Raw genomic sequence first — 16,483 nt, 5'->3', positions numbered from 1 at the left:
CCCCGACCACCGACCTCCCCGCCCTCGACCCGACGGCGGGGAGGTCGGCCTGTGGACGACGCCGAACCTGTCCCCGGATCCGGGTACTGTCGACGGGTGGCAGATCTCCCCGACGTCCCCACCCTCCTCGACGCGGCCGTCGAGGCCCTGGGCGGCAGCAGCCGAGAGGGACAGCAGACCATGGCCGACGCCGTCGCCGCGGCGGTCGAACGGCGCGAACACCTGGTGGTCCAGGCCGGCACCGGAACCGGTAAGTCCCTGGCCTATCTGGTGCCCGCGATCAGACGTGCGATGGCCTCCAAGACCACCGTCGTGATCTCCACGGCCACCATCGCGCTCCAGAACCAGCTCATCGACCGGGACCTTCCACGCCTGGCCGCCGCGCTGGCCCCGCTCCTGCCCCGCGAACCCACGTTCGCGGTGCTCAAGGGCCGACGCAACTACCTGTGCCGCAACCGGCTCCAGGCCGGAACGGACGAGGAGGCCGAGGGCGCCGAACTCTTCGACCCCCGCCAGCTCTCCTCCCTGGGACGCCAGGTCGCGCGGCTGCACGAATGGGCCGAGGACACCCTCACCGGCGACCGCGACGAACTCGTCCCCGGCGTCGGCGACCTCGCCTGGCGCCAGGTCTCGGTGGGCGGCAACGAGTGCATGGGCGCCCGGGTGTGCTCCTTCGGCCAGGAGTGCTTCGCCGAGTTCGCCCGCGAGGCCGCCGCCGGGGTCGATGTGGTGGTCACCAACCACGCCATGCTCTCCATCGATATGACGCAGGGCCACCACCTGCTGCCCGAACACGACACGATCATGATCGACGAGGCCCACGAACTGGTCGACCGGGCCACCTCGGTGGCCACCGGCGCCCTGAGCGAGCGCGCCGTGACCACCGCCGCCAAACGGGCCGCGCGCCTGGTCGAACCGGGTATCTCCGAACGTCTCACCGAGTGCGCCGACGGTCTGGCCCTGATGTTCACCGAGGTGCCCGAAGGACGCCTCGACCACATCGACGAGGGCCTGGCCGGAGCGGTCGCCGCCGTCCGCGACGCCGCCGCGGCCTGCGTCACGGCGATCGGCCCCAACCCGGGCGAACTCGACCCCGACACGGCCTCCGATCGCAAACTCGCCCTGGCCGCCTTGGAGGAGGTCCGCGAGGCCGCCGTCCGGATCCTGGAGTCGTACGAGCCGCCACTGCGCGACCGCACCGAGGTCGTCTGGCTGACCAAGGCGCTCTCCCGCGCGCCCGCGCTCAACGTCGCCCCGCTCGGGGTCGGCGGACTGCTCCGGGAGAAACTCTTCGGCGACCGCACCGTCGTTCTGACCTCCGCGACCCTCACCCTGGGCGGCGACTTCACCGCCCTGGCCCGCCAATGGGGGCTGGGCCGCGAGGCCGCGCGCGAGGAGGCCGACCGGGCCGCCGGCCGCCCCCTGGAGCCGGTCGGGGTCCCCGCCCCCACGAAGGACGGCGACGACGGCGATGACGGGAACGACGGCCCGCACCGGGCGGAGGGAGAACCCCGCTGGCGCGGACTGGACGTCGGCTCGCCCTTCGACCACGCCCGCAGCGGCATCCTCTACGTCGCACGCCACCTGCCCAAACCCGGCCGGGACGGGCTGTCCGAGGACTACCTGGACGAGATCGCCGGGCTGATCGAGGCCTCCGACGGACGCGCCCTGGGACTGTTCTCCTCGATGCGCGCCGCCCAACAGGCCGCCGAGGAGCTGCGCGAGCGTCTGGACCAGCCGATCCTGTGCCAGGGAGAGGACTCCACCGGCCAACTGGTGCGGCGGTTCACCGAGGACGAGCGCTCCTGCCTGTTCGGCACCCTCTCGCTGTGGCAGGGCGTCGACGTGCCGGGCCCCTCGTTGCAGCTGGTCATCGTCGACCGGATCCCCTTCCCACGCCCGGACGACCCACTGGCCTCGGCCCGTCAGCGCGCGGTGTCCGCGCACGGGGGCAACGGCTTCCTGGCGGTCTCGGCCACCCACGCCGCCCTGCTGCTGGCCCAGGGCACCGGACGACTGCTGCGCTCCACCGACGACCGCGGGGTGATCGCCGTCCTGGACCCGCGGCTGGCCACGGCGGGGTACGGGGGTTTCCTCCGCTCCTCGCTCCCGCCCTATTGGGGGACGGCCGACCCGGAGGTGGCCCGTTCGGCCCTGCGACGTCTGGCCGAGAAGGCGAGAGCCGAAGAGGGCGAGAACGTGGCCTGAGGGGACGCGGAACGAGGCCGGGCGGCTCGGCCCGGCCTCGACCACCGGCGTCCCGTCCCGGACGGCGTCCGGAACGGGACCCTCAGCCTCGTGTGCGGTAGCCGAAGAGACGGACCGCGTAACCGGGGGAGTCGTCCTCGGGTTCCTGGATGTGCCAGCGGTCGTCGTGCTCGCCGACCAGGAGCTCGCTCCACATCATGTCGATGAGTTTGAGTCTGGAGACCACCGAGGCCTCCGGGTCCAGGACGATCGAATACGAGTGGTCGGTGAGCCGTTGGGTCACCATGCCCACGGACTGACCGTCCCAGATGGCCGGGACGGTGGCGTGGCCGACCTCGACGCCGCACAACCGCAGCTGCTCGACCTCCTCGTCGAGGGCCTCGGCGGCCAGGGCCCCGTCCAGACGCAGGGCGTCCTCCAGCTCGTCGCGATCCTCGTCGGACCGCAGGTAGGCGTGGTAGGTGCGGTAGTCGCACGAACGGCACTTGCGCCAGACCACGCAGCGGGCCAGCCCGTAGGCGGACTGCGCCTCGCCGACACTCTGGTAGTCGCTCACCTTGCGGATCATGCCGCATTCGCAACACAGGGCAGTGAGATCCTGCTTCATCGGAGTCCCCCCTCCCAGGTGAGTATGCGACGGATCGAGCCTGTTAGGGAACCCGTTCGGCGAGGAAGTCGCGGCAAGGAGTCGTCATCAATGCCCAAAATGACCGGCTGACGGGTTTCGCGGGCGCGGAAAGAGACGCCGGGGTGGCCGTTCTCACGTTCGCCACACCCGGCGGAGTGCCGTCCGACGCGGTCAGTCGTCCATGGACAGGCCGCGTTTGTTGCGTTCGGTCCAGTCGCGCATTCTCTGCGGGTAGCCGACGATCTGGACGTCATAGGCGGGGGCGGCCAGATCGGCCGCGACCTTGCGCAGGATCTCGGGGGAGCCACAGCGGCGGCGGATCCACTCGCCGTCGGTGGCGACCGCGACCGCGGTGGCCCGGGTCGCGAAGGTCTCGGGTTCGACGAAGAACTCCACCCCGACCCTGGTCTTCGCGAACTCGATCAGCGCCTTGATGTCCGAATCCTCGGCGGCCCGGTCGAACCGGGCCTTGCCCTTGCGGTTGGCCTTGCGGAGTCCGAAGCGGTCTCGCCATCCCATCGGTGGCCGTCTCCTCAATGCGGGTCCGGTTCTCGTGCAAACTCGGCTGCGCGCGAGTCTATCCACTCGGACAACGAACGAGGTGGGCCGAGAGTGCCCCGGCTGCACCGGTTTCACGTGTTCCAGTGCAGGAGGGCAGGAGCACGGTCAGTGCGTTTCGCGGTCTCTGCTCGTCGCCTCTATAGCGGTCTCCAGTAGATGGACGATCTCGGAGTTGAGGGAGCGGCGATCGCGCTTGGCCCGTTCGGTGAGGTGTGTGTGCAGGTCGGCGGGCAGACGGAGGGTGATGCGCTTTTCTTCATCCATGACTTCACTGTAGTTGCCCGCCGACTCTTCAAGAGTGGTAAATTGACACTATGACGACACCATTGAAGTCGACAGGGGAAGCCGGGCACGCTCGGTACACCTTTCGTCTGCGCGTGTCGTCGAGCGCTCGCACGGCGCTGCTCTCGGAGTGGGATCGATGCCGGTGGGTGTGGAACGAATGTGTCGCCAAGTCTCGCCAGGTGCACGCGCACAATCGACGACATCCCGAGGAGCCATTGACATGCGGCCCCGCGCGACTCGACCGGATGTTGACCCGGGCCCGCTCTCAAGCGGCCTGGCTGCGTGCGGGAGCCAGCGTCCCGCAGCAACAGACCATCCGAGACTTCGCCAAGTCCCGCTCCAAGGCGCTGAAGGACATCGAGGACAGGCTGCCGATCCACAGGCGCGCCGGGATGCCGAAGGCGAAGAGGAAACGGATCGCCGACCCGACGCTGAACTACACCACCCGAGGGTTTCGTTTGAAGGAGGGGCGTCTTCATTTCGCCGGTGGTATCGCCTTGACGGTGGTGTGGTCGCGCGAGCTCCCCGCCGTACCCTCGTCGGTGCGCGTGTATCGGGACGGCATCGGTCACTGGTACGCCTCGTTCGTCGTGGCGACCAAGGTGCGGGATCTTCCCGCCACCGGCCGGATGATCGGTATCGATTGGGGTGTCAAGGAGACCGCGACCACCACCAGTGACGATCACGATCTTCCCCACGCTGAGTACGGGAGGAAGGCTGGCAGGCGCCTGACCCGCTACCAACGGATGATGGCCCGTCGTAAGCCCGTTCCCGGACAGTCCGTCTCCGAGGGCTACCGTTGGGCGCGGCGGCAGGCCGCGAAGCTGCACAAGAAGGTCGTCCGGCAGCGCCAGGACACCGCCCGTAAGTGGGCGAAGAGGGTGGTTCGCGACCACGATGCCATCGCCGTCGAGGATTTCCGTCCGAAGTTCCTTGCCAAGAGCACCATGGCCCGCAAGGCCTCCGACGCGGCGATCGGCGCGACCAAGCAGGCCTTGCTCGAAATGGGACGCAAGCATGGGCGGGACGTCCGCCTCGTGTCCCCGGCGCATACCACCATGGATTGCGCCTCGTGCGGAGCGAGAACCAAGCACGCACTTCCGCTTTCCGAACGTACCTACACCTGCATCGTGTGCGGAGTCGTCTCTCCCAGGGATAAGAATTCCGCGCGTGTGATGCTGGTCCGGGCTGGTCTCATCCCGGTTGGTGTCGAGGGTGTGAGACCTTCGGGGGCGAAGCTCCCGGGGGCGGCCTGAGCCAGGGATCCCTTCCAGTGATGGCGGGGAGGATTCAAGTGTTTTCCGGACGGCTCGGTCACCACGCTGCTACGTTCTGTTCACACGCGGCTCGGTCAGGGGGAGAAAGACATGCCGATGTGGACATGGGCTGGGGAAACGGCGCGTCGACTGCGCGCCGCGGGGCAGGAGGAGTTGGCCGAGGCGGTGACCCGGCTGCCCCGACTGTGCGAGTCCGGCGACTCGGTCAAGGTCGAGGCCGTGGCGCGTTCGGCGATGCGCACGGCGCGACGTCTGGTCGCCGAGGCCGGTAACCGGGAGGCCGCGGTCCCCGGGGTGTTCGGTCCGCCGACCCTGTTCTATCTGGCCTATTGGCCGTTGGCGGTCCGGGTGGGGGCCCTGGGGGAGGGGCGTCGCGCCCTGGCCCAGGCCGAGGCCGCGGCCCGGGACGAGCCCGCTCCGCACACCCACGGTCCGCTGCCGGTCTCGGCCCGGGTGTCGCTGGTGCGCTGCCAGTCCAACATCGACGCCCGGGGCACCACCGAGATCCGACGCGAGTTGTTGTCGGCGCGGAGTCTGTCGGGTTGGGAGGACACCCCGGCCTGGCCGGCGTTCACCCTGGCCAGGGTGCATCTGCTCATCGACGAGGAACAGGCCGACCGCGCCGAGGCGGAGCTGCGCCGTTACGAGCACACCGCCACCGGGCCGGCCCTGCTGGGGGCGGAGGGGGTGTTCGCGCTGGTGCGCGCCCTGCGACACCAGGACAAGCACACCGACGCGCTGGAGACCCTGGACCGGCTGGAGGCCGAACTCGGGTTGGAGGAGGAGCGCGGCGCCAATCCGCGTCGGACCGCTCTGCTCCGCTCGATCCGTTTCGAACGGGCCCGTCTGCTGTCCTGGCTGGCTCGACTGGGGTTGTGCGACGCCCGTAAGGCCATCGCCCTGCTGCCCACCGTGGAGGAGGCCGAGGCCTGCCCGAGTCTGCGCCCGGCCTGGACCGAGGCGGTGGAGAACCTCGTCTGCCAGGGGAGCGTGCGCAACGACTGGCGGCTGGGCGTGCGGGTGACCACCTGGTCGCGTTACTTCGAGCGGGTGGGGGCTCCGCGTCGCGGCGCCGAACTGGCGTTGGCCGCGACCCGGCTGGCCTGCGGTCGGGGTGCCCGTTGGGTCGCGGAGTGCTCCGCGCGGCGGGCCGAACAGCTCATCGGAGAGCTCGGCGGGGTCGAGGAGATCACCGGAGACCTGGCCGAGGCCCGGTCGATGGTGGGCTCGATGGCGCCGATCCGCCCGCTCGCCCCGTCGGAGGGCATCCTGGAGTTCCTTCGGGCCCGTCCCGCCGAGGAGGTCGACCCCGAGGAGCAGGCCGAACAGGTGAACGTGGCGCTCTCCGCCAGGCCGCACGACACCGCCCTGTTGAGCGCGCTCGGCCAGGTGGGGCGCACCCTGATGTTGTCCGACGCGGCGACCGAGCCCCAGTGGCGGCATGTCCGCGAGCAGCCGGGCGACCAGCGTGCGGCCCTGTCGCTGTTGGAGACGTTGATGCACGACAACGACACCGCGGGGGTGCGCGACCTGGTCCGGACCCTCGCCGCGGGTGCCCTGTCGACCGGGGAGACGGCAGCCGGTGGGCACCCGGGCGTCGCCGCCGCGCCGGAGGCCGTCACCCGGATGGTCCAGCCCGCGGGGGTCCGCGAAGCGCGTTGATCCGGGCGGGCCCGGTCGGTGAGGCCGGGCCCGGGATCAGCGGTCGGCGCGGGCCCCGTCGAGGAGCGACCGACCGGCCGGGTAGTTCAACGCCGCGGCGGGCAGTTCGGCGGGGCGGCCGCTGGCCAGGACCCGCACCCGGCCGGCGCGCGCGGACGGGGGTTCGGCGGTGCCGATCCGGCGCAGTGTCTGGGCGGCGACCGCGTCGGCGGCGGTGAACAGCGCGGCCCTTCCGCCGAGGGCCGCCGAGATCCGCTGTCCGACCAGGTCGTAGTGGGTGCAGCCGAGCACCACCCCGCGTACCTCGGGCGGGGTCAGTTCCGCCGCGTAGTCCACCGCGTCGGCGATCCTGCGCGGGTCGGCCGACTCCACCGCCTCGGCGAGTCCGATACAGGCCACCGGGGTGACCTCCAGGTTCGAGGCGAAGGTCTCCACCAGGCCGCGCTGGTAGGCGCTGCGGGTGGTGGCCTCGGTCGACCAGACCGCGATGGGGGCGCCCGCGGCGGCGGCCGGTTTGATGGCGGGGACGGTGCCGATCACCGGAACGCCGGGCTCGTATTCGGCGCGCAGCGCGTCCAGTCCGTGGACCGAGGCCGTGTTGCACGGCACCACCACGGCGTCCAGGCGACCGCCGTCCTCGGCCACGGCCCGGGTGGCGGCGCGGGCCCCGGCCAGGGCGCGTCCGATCACCTCCTCGGGCGTTCGGGGGCCCCAGGGCATGTGGTCGGGATCCATGGACAGGTACAGGTCGGCGTCGGGTCGTGCCGCGCGCAGAGCGGCGGCGGTGGACAGCATGCCGATGCCGGAGTCGATGAGAGCGATGCGCACGTAACGGGATCCTATGCGGGCCGGCCGGTGACGCCGCCGGCACACGGGGTGACCGGGGGGTCGCCGCCCTCGGAAAGGGTGCGCGCCGGTCGCTCGTGGACGACGACGGGTGAGACACGTAGCGAAATGGGGTGGCACAGAACCGTTACCGATAGGTAGAACTGAGGGGATCGGCCTGCCCCGGCACGCCATGCGACCGGTTCTGGCCGACCTGATCCGAGCCGCGCGAACCGTCAGGGGATCCGGTATGACCCGAGAGCAGTCCGGTACCACTCCGCACCAGGGATCGATCGAGGGGACCGCTCCCCCGACGGGGATGGCCGAGCATCGGGTGGCGGTCCAGCGGCTGAGCCGGGAGTATCGGGCGCTGCCGGCCGACGCCCCGGTCCGCCTGGCCAAGCCCACCTCCAACCTCTTCCGGTTCCGTGAGCCCTCGTCGGCTCCGGCGTTGGACGTGTCCGCCTTCTCCGGGGTGATCTCCATCGACCCGGTCGAACGGTTGGCCGACGTCGGTGGGATGACCACCTATGAGGAGCTGGTGGCGCGGACCCTTCCGCACGGTCTGATGCCCATGGTCGTGCCTCAGCTGCGCACCATCACCCTGGGCGGCGCGGTGACCGGTCTGGGGATCGAGTCCTCCTCGTTCCGTAACGGTCTGCCCCATGAGTCGGTGCAGGAGATGGAGGTCCTCACCGGTTCGGGCGAGGTCGTCACGGCCACCCGTGACAACGTCCACTCCGATCTCTTCCACGGTTTCCCCAACTCCTACGGAACGCTCGGCTACGGCCTGCGGTTGCGTATCGAGTTGGAGCCGGTCTCTCCCTACGTGCACCTGCGCCACCTGCGTTTCTCCGACGCGGGCGAGGCCATGGCCGCCCTGGAGGTCATCTGTGACGAGGCCTCCCACGATGGGGAGCGGGTCGACTTCGTCGACGGTGTGTCCTTCGCGCCGGACGAGCTGTATCTGACGCTGGCCCGGTTCACCGATCGGGCGCCCTGGACCAGCGACTACACCGGTACCGACATCTACTACCGGTCCATTCCGCGCTACGCGGGCGAGGGCCCGGGCGACTACCTCACGATCCACGACTATCTGTGGCGTTGGGACACGGACTGGTTCTGGTGCTCCCGGGCCTTCGGTACCCAGAACCCGCTGGTGCGTCCGCTGTGGCCTCGTTCCCTCAAACGTTCCGACGTGTACCGCCGTCTGGTGGCCTGGGATCGGCGCACCGACTTCTCCCGGTTGCTGAACCACTACCGCGGGCGCACCCCGCAGGAGCCGCTCATCCAGGACGTCGAGGTGGGGGTGGAGCGCGGCGCGGAGTTCCTCGACTTCTTCCACTCCGAGATCGGCATGACCCCGTTGTGGATGTGTCCGCTCCGGCTGCGCGAGCCCCGCCGCCCGGGTATGTCCTCCGACGAGCACGTGTGGCCGCTGTACCCGTTGGAGAACGACCGGCTCTACGTGAACTTCGGGTTCTGGGGGCTGGTCGACATGAAGCCGGGGCAGCGTCGCGCCCACCACAACCGTCGGGTCGAGGAGGAGGTCTCCCGGCTCGGCGGTCACAAGTCCCTCTACTCGGACGCCTTCTACTCCGAGGACGAGTTCTGGGAGCTGTACAACGGCACGGCCTATCGCGGTCTCAAGGAGGCCTACGACCCGGACGGGCGTCTCCTGGACCTGTACGCCAAGTGCGTACGCAATCGCTGAAGCATCAGGACACCACCGGCGGGGGCGACCCGTGGGCATGGGTCGCGTCCGCGAGGAGGAAGGACGAGAGCATGCGGCTTGCAGAGATCTTCGAGCGTGTCGTGGGAAACGACGCGCCCATCCGTTTCACCGCCTATGACGGAAGTTCCGCGGGGGATCCCCACAGCGACGTCACCCTGCGCGTGCGTACGCCGGTCGCCGTCAACTATCTGGCCCAATCGCCCAACGCGGTGGGTCTGACGCGCGCCTACGTCTCCGGTCACCTGGAACTGGAGGGCGACATGTACACGGCGCTCAGACGGATGGCGGACTTCGTTTTCGCCGAGGGCGTCAACGTGTCCGCCCGCGACATGGTCGAGATCGTCCGTTCCGTCGGCTGGGTCAAGTTCGTCAATCGGGTGGCCCCGCCGCCCCAGGAGATGCGCCGAGGCACTCTGCTCGGGCGTGGGGCGCGCCATTCGAAGAGGCGCGACGCCGAGGTCATCCACCACCACTACGACGTCTCCAACGAGTTCTACGAGCTGGTCCTGGGGCCGTCCATGACCTACACCTGCGCGGTCTTCGACGACGAGGACGGGGGACTGGACCGGGTCGGGGACTTCGACGGCGCGTTGGAGAGCGCCCAGTTCCGTAAATACGACCTGATCTCTCGGAAGCTCGGTCTTCGAGAGGGCATGCGTCTGTTGGACGTGGGGTGCGGTTGGGGCGGCATGGTCCGGCACGCGGCCCGTGAGTACGGGGTCAAGGCCATCGGCGTGACCCTGTCCAAGGAGCAGGCCGAATGGGGGTCCAAGAAGATCGCCCAGGAGGGGCTGGGCGGTCTCGCCGAGGTCCGGCACATGGACTACCGGGACGTGCCCGACGGCAGTTTCGACCGGATCAGCTCCATCGGTCTGACCGAGCACATCGGGGCGAGGAACCTGGACGCCTACTTCGCCTCGCTCAACGACAAGCTGGTGCCGGGAGGGCGTCTGCTCAACCACTGCATCACCCGGCCCGGTAACAACCTCAAGCCCATGGACACCAAGGGCGTGATCAACCGTTACGTGTTCCCCGACGGTGAGTTGGAGGGGCCCGGGACGATCCAGACCGCGATGAACGACGCGGGCTTCGAGATCCGGCACCAGGAGAACCTGCGCGAGCACTACGCGCTGACCCTGCGCCATTGGGGCGCCAACCTGGAACGGCACTGGGACGAGGCGGTCGCCGAGGTGGGCGAGGGGACCGCGCGCGTGTGGCGTCTGTACATGGCCGGTTGCGTGCTGGGCTTCGAGCGCGACGTCGTGCAGCTCCACCAGATCCTCGGGGTGAAGTTGGACGGCACCTCCGCGCACATGCCGTTGCGTCCCGTCTTCTGATCCGGGTCGGGGGTGTTCGCCGCACGCGGACACCCCCGCCGCCTGCCCCGCGAAGGGGCGGTGAGGGGGCATGATGGGGGCGTTGCGCAAGCGTCCATCTGCTGTGAAGGGACCCACCGTGTCCTCCGACGACCACGCCTCCCAGGGCGAACCGACGCCCGCCCCCGATCTTCCGGACCACGTCAAGGAGACCGCGATCGCCTTGGTCGGTGCCTACGTGGACCACGACCGGGAGGAGCTGGACCGGCTCATCCCCCCGGCCACCGACGACGCCGACGACGTGCTGTCCGAGCTCAAGGTGATCGCCGCCTTCCTCAGCCGCCGGGTCCAGAGCACCGGGGTGGTGTGGAAGCCGGCCGATTCCCGTGAGGCCGTGGCCACGACCGTCGCCGAGATGCTCCCGCCGGAGCTGGAGTTCGCCGTCTCCACCGCGTGGGAGGCGCACTCGGTGGGCGAGGAGGAGGTGGCCGAACGCTTCACCCGGGGCGACCCCATGGTCTACGTCCACATGCTCGCGGCCTTTTGCGCCGCGATCGGAACGGCCGTCTACAAGAGGGCCGAACTGATCTCCACCCTGCGCCAGGTCGCCGGTCTGAGCGAGTGACCGGAAGGGGCGTCGCGAACCTCCCCTAACAGCTCAGCCACAAGTCGCAGTGGTTTACTTCACAAGTCGTCGTTCTTTACGTAGGTTTCCTACCAACCCTCAGGGGACCCTCGAACGGAACGGGAGGCGAGCCCATGGCCCGCAGACGAGCACACCAGTACGTTTCCCTCCCCGCGGCCTCTCTGGCCCTGGTGCTTGCGGCGACGGCCTGTGGCGACGACAACACGAGCGACGCCCTTCAGGTATGGATCATGGAGGGCACCAACCCCGACGCCTCCGCCTTCTTCGACGCGGCCAATGAGGCCTTCACGGAGGAGACCGGGATGGACGTCGAGGTCGAGTTCGTGCCCTGGGCCGACGCCCAGGACAAGATCTCCACGGCGATCGCGGGCGGGACCGTGCCCGACGTCATCGAACTCGGCACCACCTTCACCCCGGAGTACGCCGCCGCGGGAGCCCTGCACGACCTGTCGGGCTACATCGACGACCCCTCCCGGTTCCACCAGGAGATGTACGAGATGGGCGTCGTCGACGACGCGGCCTACGGTGTGCCCTGGTACGCCTCGATCAGGTCGATCATCTACCGCAAGGACATCTTCGAGGAGCACGGCCACGAGGAGCCGACGAGCTGGGAGGAGCTGCGCGAGACCGCGCTCGACCTGGCCGAGGCCGAGGAGGACATGATCGTCTTCCCGGTGCCCGGACAGGCCCAGTACTCGGTGATGCCGTGGATCTGGGGCGGTGGCGGAGAGCTGGCCGTCCAGGAGCCCGACGGCACCTGGACCTCCACCGTCGACTCGCCCGAGGGACGCGCCGGGGTGGAGTTCTTCACCGGCCTGGCGCTGGAGGACGGTCTGTCCACGACGGGCGCCGTCAACTGGAACGAGATCGACGTCATGGAGTCGCTCTCGGACGAGAAGTCCATCATGGCGATCTCCAACAGCTCCAACCCCAAGGCCATCCTGGAGGCCAACCCGGACCTGGAGGGGAAGCTGGGGGCCTTCGTCCTGCCCGGGCGGGAGAGCGGCTACACGGACTCCTTCGCGGGCGGATCCCTGCTGTCGGTGTTCGAGGGCACCGGCAACGAGGAGGCCGGTTGGCGGTACGTCGACATGCTCACCGGTACGGACCTCTTCGACCGTTGGGGCGAGGAGAGCGGCTTCTTCCCGGCCGGGGTGGAGCAGATCGAGACCTACGCCGAATCCGACGATCCGCTGGTCCGGCCGTTCGCGACGCAGCTTCTCGACGCGGGCCGTAGCACCCCGGCGCTTCCGGCCTGGTCCCAGGTGGAGGCCGAAGGGGTCCTGGTCGGTATGCAGCAGGACATCCTGAACGGGAACGCGACCGTGGACGAGGCGACCGAGAACGCGGCCGCGACCATCGAAAGACTTCTCAACGAGGGCGCTTGATGAACACACCGACCCGTGAGCGGTCGGGACGGGCGCCGCTCCTGAGCATGCGGGGGCGGCGCACCCTCCTGCCCTGGGTCCTGCTGGCCCCTCCGCTGGGGGTCATCGGGATCCTGTTGCTCTTCCCCATCGGCCGCATCGTGTGGCTGTCCTTCCGGGACTTCAGGTTGGCCAACCTGGTCTCGGGGGAGTCCGAGTTCATCGGACTGCGGCACTACGTCGACCTGCTGGCCGATCCGTACCTGTGGCGGGTCGTGCTCGTCAATACGGTGCTGTTCGCGCTGGTGGCGGTGGTGCTGACGATCGTGTTCGGCACGCTCGTCGCCCTGCTGCTGTCCACCCTGGGTTCCGTCGCCCGGGTGGTGGTCGTCTCCTGCATCATGGTGGCCTGGGCGATGCCCGCGGTCAGCGGCACCTACGTGTGGATCTGGATCTTCGACGTCGATCAGGGGGTCGTCGCCCAGGCGTTGATGTCCCTGGGGGTGGTCGAACCCTCCGGACACAACTGGTTCGCGGACCGCTTCTGGTTCTACGCGATCGTCACGCTCAACATCGTGCACAGCGGTTTCCCGTTCGTGGCCGTGACCGTGCTGGCGGGTCTGCTCACGGTGCCCAAGGAGCTGTACGAGGCCGCCCGGATCGACGGGGCGAGCGCGTGGAAGCGCTTCTGGCACGTCACGTTCCCCACGCTGCGGCCGGTGTTCGCCGTGGTGACCGTGCTGTCCACCATCTGGGACTTCAAGGTGTTCGCGCAGATCTACCTGATGCCCGGAGGCGACGTCGGAGGATCACAGATGCTCAACCTGGGCGTGTGGTCCTACATCCAGTCCTTCGGCCAGAACGACTTCGGCAAGGGGTCGGCCATCGCGGTCATGCTCACGCTGCTGCTCCTGGTGGTCACCCTCGTCTACCTGCGCGCGCTGTTCCGAGAGGACGAGCTCAGATGAGACACGTGAGAGGACGGGGGACGCGCCCGATCGGGGTCGGAGACCAGACGTTCGCGGACGAAACGCCAGTCCACCGAGGCCAGGGGGCGCCCGGCCAGATCCTCGCGGATCGCGGCCATGGTGCGCAGCCCGTCCTCGGTCAGCGGTCCGTCGTCGTCGTTCCCGCGCGCCAGGCGGTCGACGTACCGGTGCAGCCCGCGCCCACTCGGGTCGGCGAGGGCGTGCCGGACGGCGTTCTCCCGGAAACGGGCGTCGTAGGGGAGCCAGGAGGCGATGACCTCGGTAGGGGAGGGGCCGGAGGGTTCGTTCACGCGCACGCTCACCTCTTTCCCCGCTCTTCGCGGGATGAACGGGATTTCAGGACATATCCCCTCGGCGCCGTCGGGCGCGGCGGGCGTCGTCGAAGGAGGGCCGTAGGACATGACTGACTCCCGGAGCGACGCGGAGCGGGACGGGGCCTCCTGGGAGGCCCGGGTACGAGAGGCACGTCGGCATGGGGACCGGCTCCGCGTGGGGCGGATCGTGGCCAAGGCCGCCGGAATCTCGCTGCTGCTGCTCTTCACCCTGTTCCCGGTCTACTTCATGCTGGTCAGCGCCTTCTCCGACCGGGCGACCTCCGGAACGGGCGCGCTGTTGCCCACCTCCTTCACCTTCGACAACTTCGTGTACGTCATGGTGGAGGGCAACTTCTCCCTCTACCTGCGCAACTCGTTGACGGTCGCGGCGATCACCGTGGCCATCTCCTGTGTGCTCGCGATGTTGGCGGCGGTGGCGGTGGGGCGGTTCCGCTTCCGGTTCCGCACGGCCGTGCTGGTCCTGGTGCTCATCGTGCAGATGGTGCCGCTGGAAGCCCTGGTCATCCCGCTGTTCCTCCAGGTGAGGGACCTCCAGATGCTCAACACCGTGCTGGGCCTGGCCATCGCCTACGTGGCCCTCTCCCTGCCTCTGGCCATCTGGATGATGCGCGGCTTCGTCGCGGCGGTGCCCAAGGAGGTGGAGGAGGCCGCCTACATCGACGGGGCCTCGTGGCCGCAGATGTTCTGGAAGGTGCTGTTCCCGTTGGTGGCCCCGGGTCTGGTGGCGACCGCGATCTTCTCCTTCATCGTGGCCTGGAACGAGTTCGTGCTGGCGATGACGTTCATGACCCAGAGTCAGAACTACACGGTCGCGGTCGGGCTGCGGCAGTTCTTCGGCCAGTACTCCAACGACTGGGGCCACGTCATGGCCGCCTCCACGATCATCACCATCCCGGTGATGATCTTCTTCATCCTCGTCCAGCGTTGGCTGGTGGCGGGGCTGGTGCAGGGCGCGGTCAAGGGCTGAGGCCGCTGTCATCGACACGAGGACGAGGGGCCGCCCGCCCGGGCGGCCCCTCGTCCATGCCCGCTCCGGATCAGCCCTCGCGCAGCTCGCGCTTGAGGATCTTGCCGGTGGAGGTCATCGGCAGCTCGGTGCGGAACTCGAACTCGCGCGGGTACTTGTAGGCGGCCAGACGCTCCCTGGCGAAGGCGTCCAGTTCCTCGGCGGTGACCTCGGCGCCCTCCTTGGGGATCACGAACGCCTTGATCTCCTCGCCGTGGGTGTCGTGCGGTACGCCCACGACGGCGACCAGGCCGACCGCGTCGTGGGTCATCAGGACCTCCTCGACCTCACGCGGGTAGACGTTGTAGCCGCCGCGGATGATCATGTCCTTGGAGCGGTCGATGATGAAGTAGAAGCCGTCGTCGTCGCGGCGGGCGATGTCGCCGGTGCGGAACCAGCCGTCCCTGATCACCTCGGCGTTGATCTCGGGGCGGTCGTGGTAGCCCTTCATGATCAGGTGTCCGCGGATCGCGATCTCGCCGACCGGATCCTCGTCGCCCTCCTTCTCCTTGACGACCTCGTTCCAGTCGGGGTCGATCAGCCTCATCTCCACGCCCCAGACCGGACGGCCGATCGAGCCGGGCTTGGCCCCGGTCGCGGGGTTGTTGAAGGAGGCGACCGGCGAGGTCTCGGAAAGGCCGTAGCCCTCCTTGATCCCGACCCCGAAGAGTTCGGTGAAGTCCTCGGCGAGCCGGGTCGGCAGGGCCGAACCACCGGAGACGGCGTCCACCATGTTCGCGGCGATCCCCTCGAGGTCGTAGCGGCCGGGCTCGGCGGCCCGGGCGGCGTTGAGCAGACCCCAGTACATGGTGGGCACCCCGGCGAAACCGGTGACGCCCTCCTTCTGCATCAGGCTCAGGGCCTGATCGCCGTCGAAGCGCGGCAACAGCACCATGGTGCCGTGCCGGTACAGGGCGGCGTTGAGCATCACCGTCTGCCCGAAGATGTGGAACAGCGGCAGGACGACGAGGGAGACGTCCCGCCCGTCCGGGTGCGGGTTGACCAGGCCGGCGGCGACCACCGCGTTCATCATCAGGTTGGTGTGGCTCAGCTCCGCCCCCTTGGGGCGGCCGGTGGTGCCGCTGGTGTAGATGATCACGGCGGTGTCGTCGCCGTTGGACTGGACGGTCTCGAACGTGCCGGGCATGCCGTCCAGGGCGGCCCAGATGGTCTCGGCGCCCTCGATGGTGGACTCGGTCGCCCCCGCGGTGGCGGGCATGTCCACGAAGAGCTCACAGCTCTCCACCTGTTCGAAGGCGTCGAAGGACCGCTGACCCAGCGGGAGGTCGGGCGTGCCGGTGAAGGCGAAGAGCGCCTTGGCCCCGGAGTCCTCCAGGTGATAGGCGATCTCCCGGGGGGTCAGCAGCACGTTGAGCGGCACGACCACGGCGCCGGCCTTGAGGGCGCCGAAGTACACGAAGGGGAAGTAGGGCAGGTTCGGGCTGGCCAGCGCCACCCGATCGCCCGGCCGGACGCCCCGGGACACGAGCAGGTTCGCGACCTGCGAGGCGATCATGTCGGTGATCGCGTAGTTCAGGCGCGTGTCGCCGAAGACCAGGCACTCCTTCTCGGGTACGGAGCGCGCTCCGTCCTCCAGAAGTGTGGACAGGTTGAACATGGGGGCCTCCCGCGGCAGATGATCC

At 69.2% G+C, this 16,483-nt stretch carries 15 protein-coding genes; 9 read left to right on the top strand and 6 right to left on the bottom strand.

All coding sequences use genetic code 11. From position 1 onward, the window contains the following. The first annotated feature begins 96 nt into the window (after window positions 1–96). Complete coding sequence (locus U9J66_RS15615) at window positions 97–2,208, top strand: ATP-dependent DNA helicase (RefSeq protein WP_326338025.1); 2,112 nt, start codon at window positions 97–99, stop codon at window positions 2,206–2,208. Window positions 2,209–2,290: 82 nt separating this feature from the next. Here the strand turns inward: U9J66_RS15615 and U9J66_RS15610 are convergent, their stop codons facing one another. The 3 genes from U9J66_RS15610 to U9J66_RS15600 form a co-directional block, all read right to left on the bottom strand. Continuing rightward, window positions 2,291–2,815, bottom strand: a complete 525-nt coding sequence (locus tag U9J66_RS15610; protein WP_014909350.1) for a DUF6315 family protein — start codon at window positions 2,813–2,815, stop codon at window positions 2,291–2,293. Window positions 2,816–3,007: 192 nt separating this feature from the next. Then, entirely contained in the window at window positions 3,008–3,355 is a 348-nt protein-coding gene (locus U9J66_RS15605) for a hypothetical protein (protein WP_161110335.1), read from the bottom strand. Window positions 3,356–3,502: 147 nt separating this feature from the next. Further along, window positions 3,503–3,661 (bottom strand): Arc family DNA-binding protein, encoded by a 159-nt coding sequence (locus U9J66_RS15600; protein ID WP_161110334.1) that lies wholly within the window; start codon window positions 3,659–3,661, stop codon window positions 3,503–3,505. A 50-nt stretch (window positions 3,662–3,711) separates the two neighbouring features. On the opposite strand from U9J66_RS15600, the gene U9J66_RS15595 reads away from it, so the two are divergent. Beyond that, the gene (locus U9J66_RS15595; protein WP_326338024.1) at window positions 3,712–4,938 is read left to right on the top strand and encodes an RNA-guided endonuclease InsQ/TnpB family protein; all 1,227 of its coding nucleotides are present in this window, start codon (window positions 3,712–3,714) and stop codon (window positions 4,936–4,938) included. A 111-nt stretch (window positions 4,939–5,049) separates the two neighbouring features. Beyond that, window positions 5,050–6,621, top strand: a complete 1,572-nt coding sequence (locus U9J66_RS15590) for a hypothetical protein (protein WP_326338023.1) — start codon at window positions 5,050–5,052, stop codon at window positions 6,619–6,621. 36 nt (window positions 6,622–6,657) lie between these two features. Here U9J66_RS15590 and U9J66_RS15585 read toward each other — a convergent pair whose 3' ends face one another. Then, window positions 6,658–7,449: a glutamate racemase gene (locus U9J66_RS15585; RefSeq protein ID WP_326338022.1), complete on the bottom strand. Its 792-nt coding sequence runs from the start codon at window positions 7,447–7,449 to the stop codon at window positions 6,658–6,660. A 247-nt stretch (window positions 7,450–7,696) separates the two neighbouring features. Between U9J66_RS15585 and U9J66_RS15580 the strand changes: the two genes are divergently transcribed. The 5 genes from U9J66_RS15580 (at window position 7,697) to U9J66_RS15560 (ending at window position 13,478) form a co-directional block, all read left to right on the top strand. Further along, window positions 7,697–9,160, top strand: coding sequence for an FAD-binding protein (locus tag U9J66_RS15580; protein WP_042284973.1), 1,464 nt, complete (start codon window positions 7,697–7,699; stop codon window positions 9,158–9,160). 71 nt (window positions 9,161–9,231) lie between these two features. Beyond that, entirely contained in the window at window positions 9,232–10,518 is a 1,287-nt protein-coding gene (locus U9J66_RS15575; RefSeq protein WP_042284835.1) for an SAM-dependent methyltransferase, read from the top strand. Between the two features lie 118 nt (window positions 10,519–10,636). Further along, a complete protein-coding gene (locus tag U9J66_RS15570; RefSeq protein WP_014912467.1) occupies window positions 10,637–11,122 on the top strand; it encodes a hypothetical protein in 486 nt (161 codons plus the stop codon). A 134-nt stretch (window positions 11,123–11,256) separates the two neighbouring features. Further along, complete coding sequence (locus tag U9J66_RS15565; protein ID WP_017533814.1) at window positions 11,257–12,531, top strand: sugar ABC transporter substrate-binding protein; 1,275 nt, start codon at window positions 11,257–11,259, stop codon at window positions 12,529–12,531. After that, window positions 12,531–13,478: a carbohydrate ABC transporter permease gene (locus U9J66_RS15560; RefSeq protein ID WP_014913483.1), complete on the top strand. Its 948-nt coding sequence runs from the start codon at window positions 12,531–12,533 to the stop codon at window positions 13,476–13,478. The genes U9J66_RS15565 and U9J66_RS15560 overlap by 1 nt, the downstream gene beginning before the upstream one ends. Here the strand turns inward: U9J66_RS15560 and U9J66_RS15555 are convergent. Beyond that, window positions 13,439–13,789 carry a hypothetical protein gene (locus U9J66_RS15555; RefSeq protein WP_234305907.1) on the bottom strand — a complete coding sequence of 117 codons (351 nt, stop codon included), beginning with the start codon at window positions 13,787–13,789 and terminating at the stop codon, window positions 13,439–13,441. The genes U9J66_RS15560 and U9J66_RS15555 overlap by 40 nt on opposite strands. A 109-nt stretch (window positions 13,790–13,898) precedes the next feature. Between U9J66_RS15555 and U9J66_RS15550 the strand changes: the two genes are divergently transcribed. Next, the gene (locus U9J66_RS15550; RefSeq protein WP_017533816.1) at window positions 13,899–14,801 is read left to right on the top strand and encodes a carbohydrate ABC transporter permease; all 903 of its coding nucleotides are present in this window, start codon (window positions 13,899–13,901) and stop codon (window positions 14,799–14,801) included. A gap of 70 nt (window positions 14,802–14,871) precedes the next feature. Here U9J66_RS15550 and U9J66_RS15545 read toward each other — a convergent pair whose 3' ends face one another. Further along, entirely contained in the window at window positions 14,872–16,458 is a 1,587-nt protein-coding gene (locus U9J66_RS15545; protein ID WP_326338021.1) for a long-chain-fatty-acid--CoA ligase, read from the bottom strand. Window positions 16,459–16,483 lie beyond the last annotated feature (25 nt).

The organism is Nocardiopsis sp. LDBS1602 (assembly GCF_035818715.1).
Taxonomy (GTDB): domain Bacteria; phylum Actinomycetota; class Actinomycetes; order Streptosporangiales; family Streptosporangiaceae; genus Nocardiopsis; species Nocardiopsis alba.
This window is presented reverse-complemented; position numbering and strand designations above follow the sequence as displayed.

Bases quoted from the DNA above. Each gene is read 5' to 3' on its own strand.
- U9J66_RS15550 (WP_017533816.1), top strand. From the start codon at position 13,899: ATGACTGACTCCCGGAGCGACGCGGAGCGGGACGGGGCCTCCTGGGAG.
- U9J66_RS15545 (WP_326338021.1), bottom strand. From the start codon at position 16,458: ATGTTCAACCTGTCCACACTTCTGGAGGACGGAGCGCGCTCCGTACCC.
- U9J66_RS15600 (WP_161110334.1), bottom strand. From the start codon at position 3,661: ATGGATGAAGAAAAGCGCATCACCCTCCGTCTGCCCGCCGACCTGCAC.
- U9J66_RS15590 (WP_326338023.1), top strand. From the start codon at position 5,050: ATGCCGATGTGGACATGGGCTGGGGAAACGGCGCGTCGACTGCGCGCC.
- U9J66_RS15580 (WP_042284973.1), top strand. From the start codon at position 7,697: ATGACCCGAGAGCAGTCCGGTACCACTCCGCACCAGGGATCGATCGAG.
- U9J66_RS15610 (WP_014909350.1), bottom strand. From the start codon at position 2,815: ATGAAGCAGGATCTCACTGCCCTGTGTTGCGAATGCGGCATGATCCGC.
- U9J66_RS15560 (WP_014913483.1), top strand. From the start codon at position 12,531: ATGAACACACCGACCCGTGAGCGGTCGGGACGGGCGCCGCTCCTGAGC.
- U9J66_RS15565 (WP_017533814.1), top strand. From the start codon at position 11,257: ATGGCCCGCAGACGAGCACACCAGTACGTTTCCCTCCCCGCGGCCTCT.
- U9J66_RS15595 (WP_326338024.1), top strand. From the start codon at position 3,712: ATGACGACACCATTGAAGTCGACAGGGGAAGCCGGGCACGCTCGGTAC.
- U9J66_RS15575 (WP_042284835.1), top strand. From the start codon at position 9,232: ATGCGGCTTGCAGAGATCTTCGAGCGTGTCGTGGGAAACGACGCGCCC.
- U9J66_RS15605 (WP_161110335.1), bottom strand. From the start codon at position 3,355: ATGGGATGGCGAGACCGCTTCGGACTCCGCAAGGCCAACCGCAAGGGC.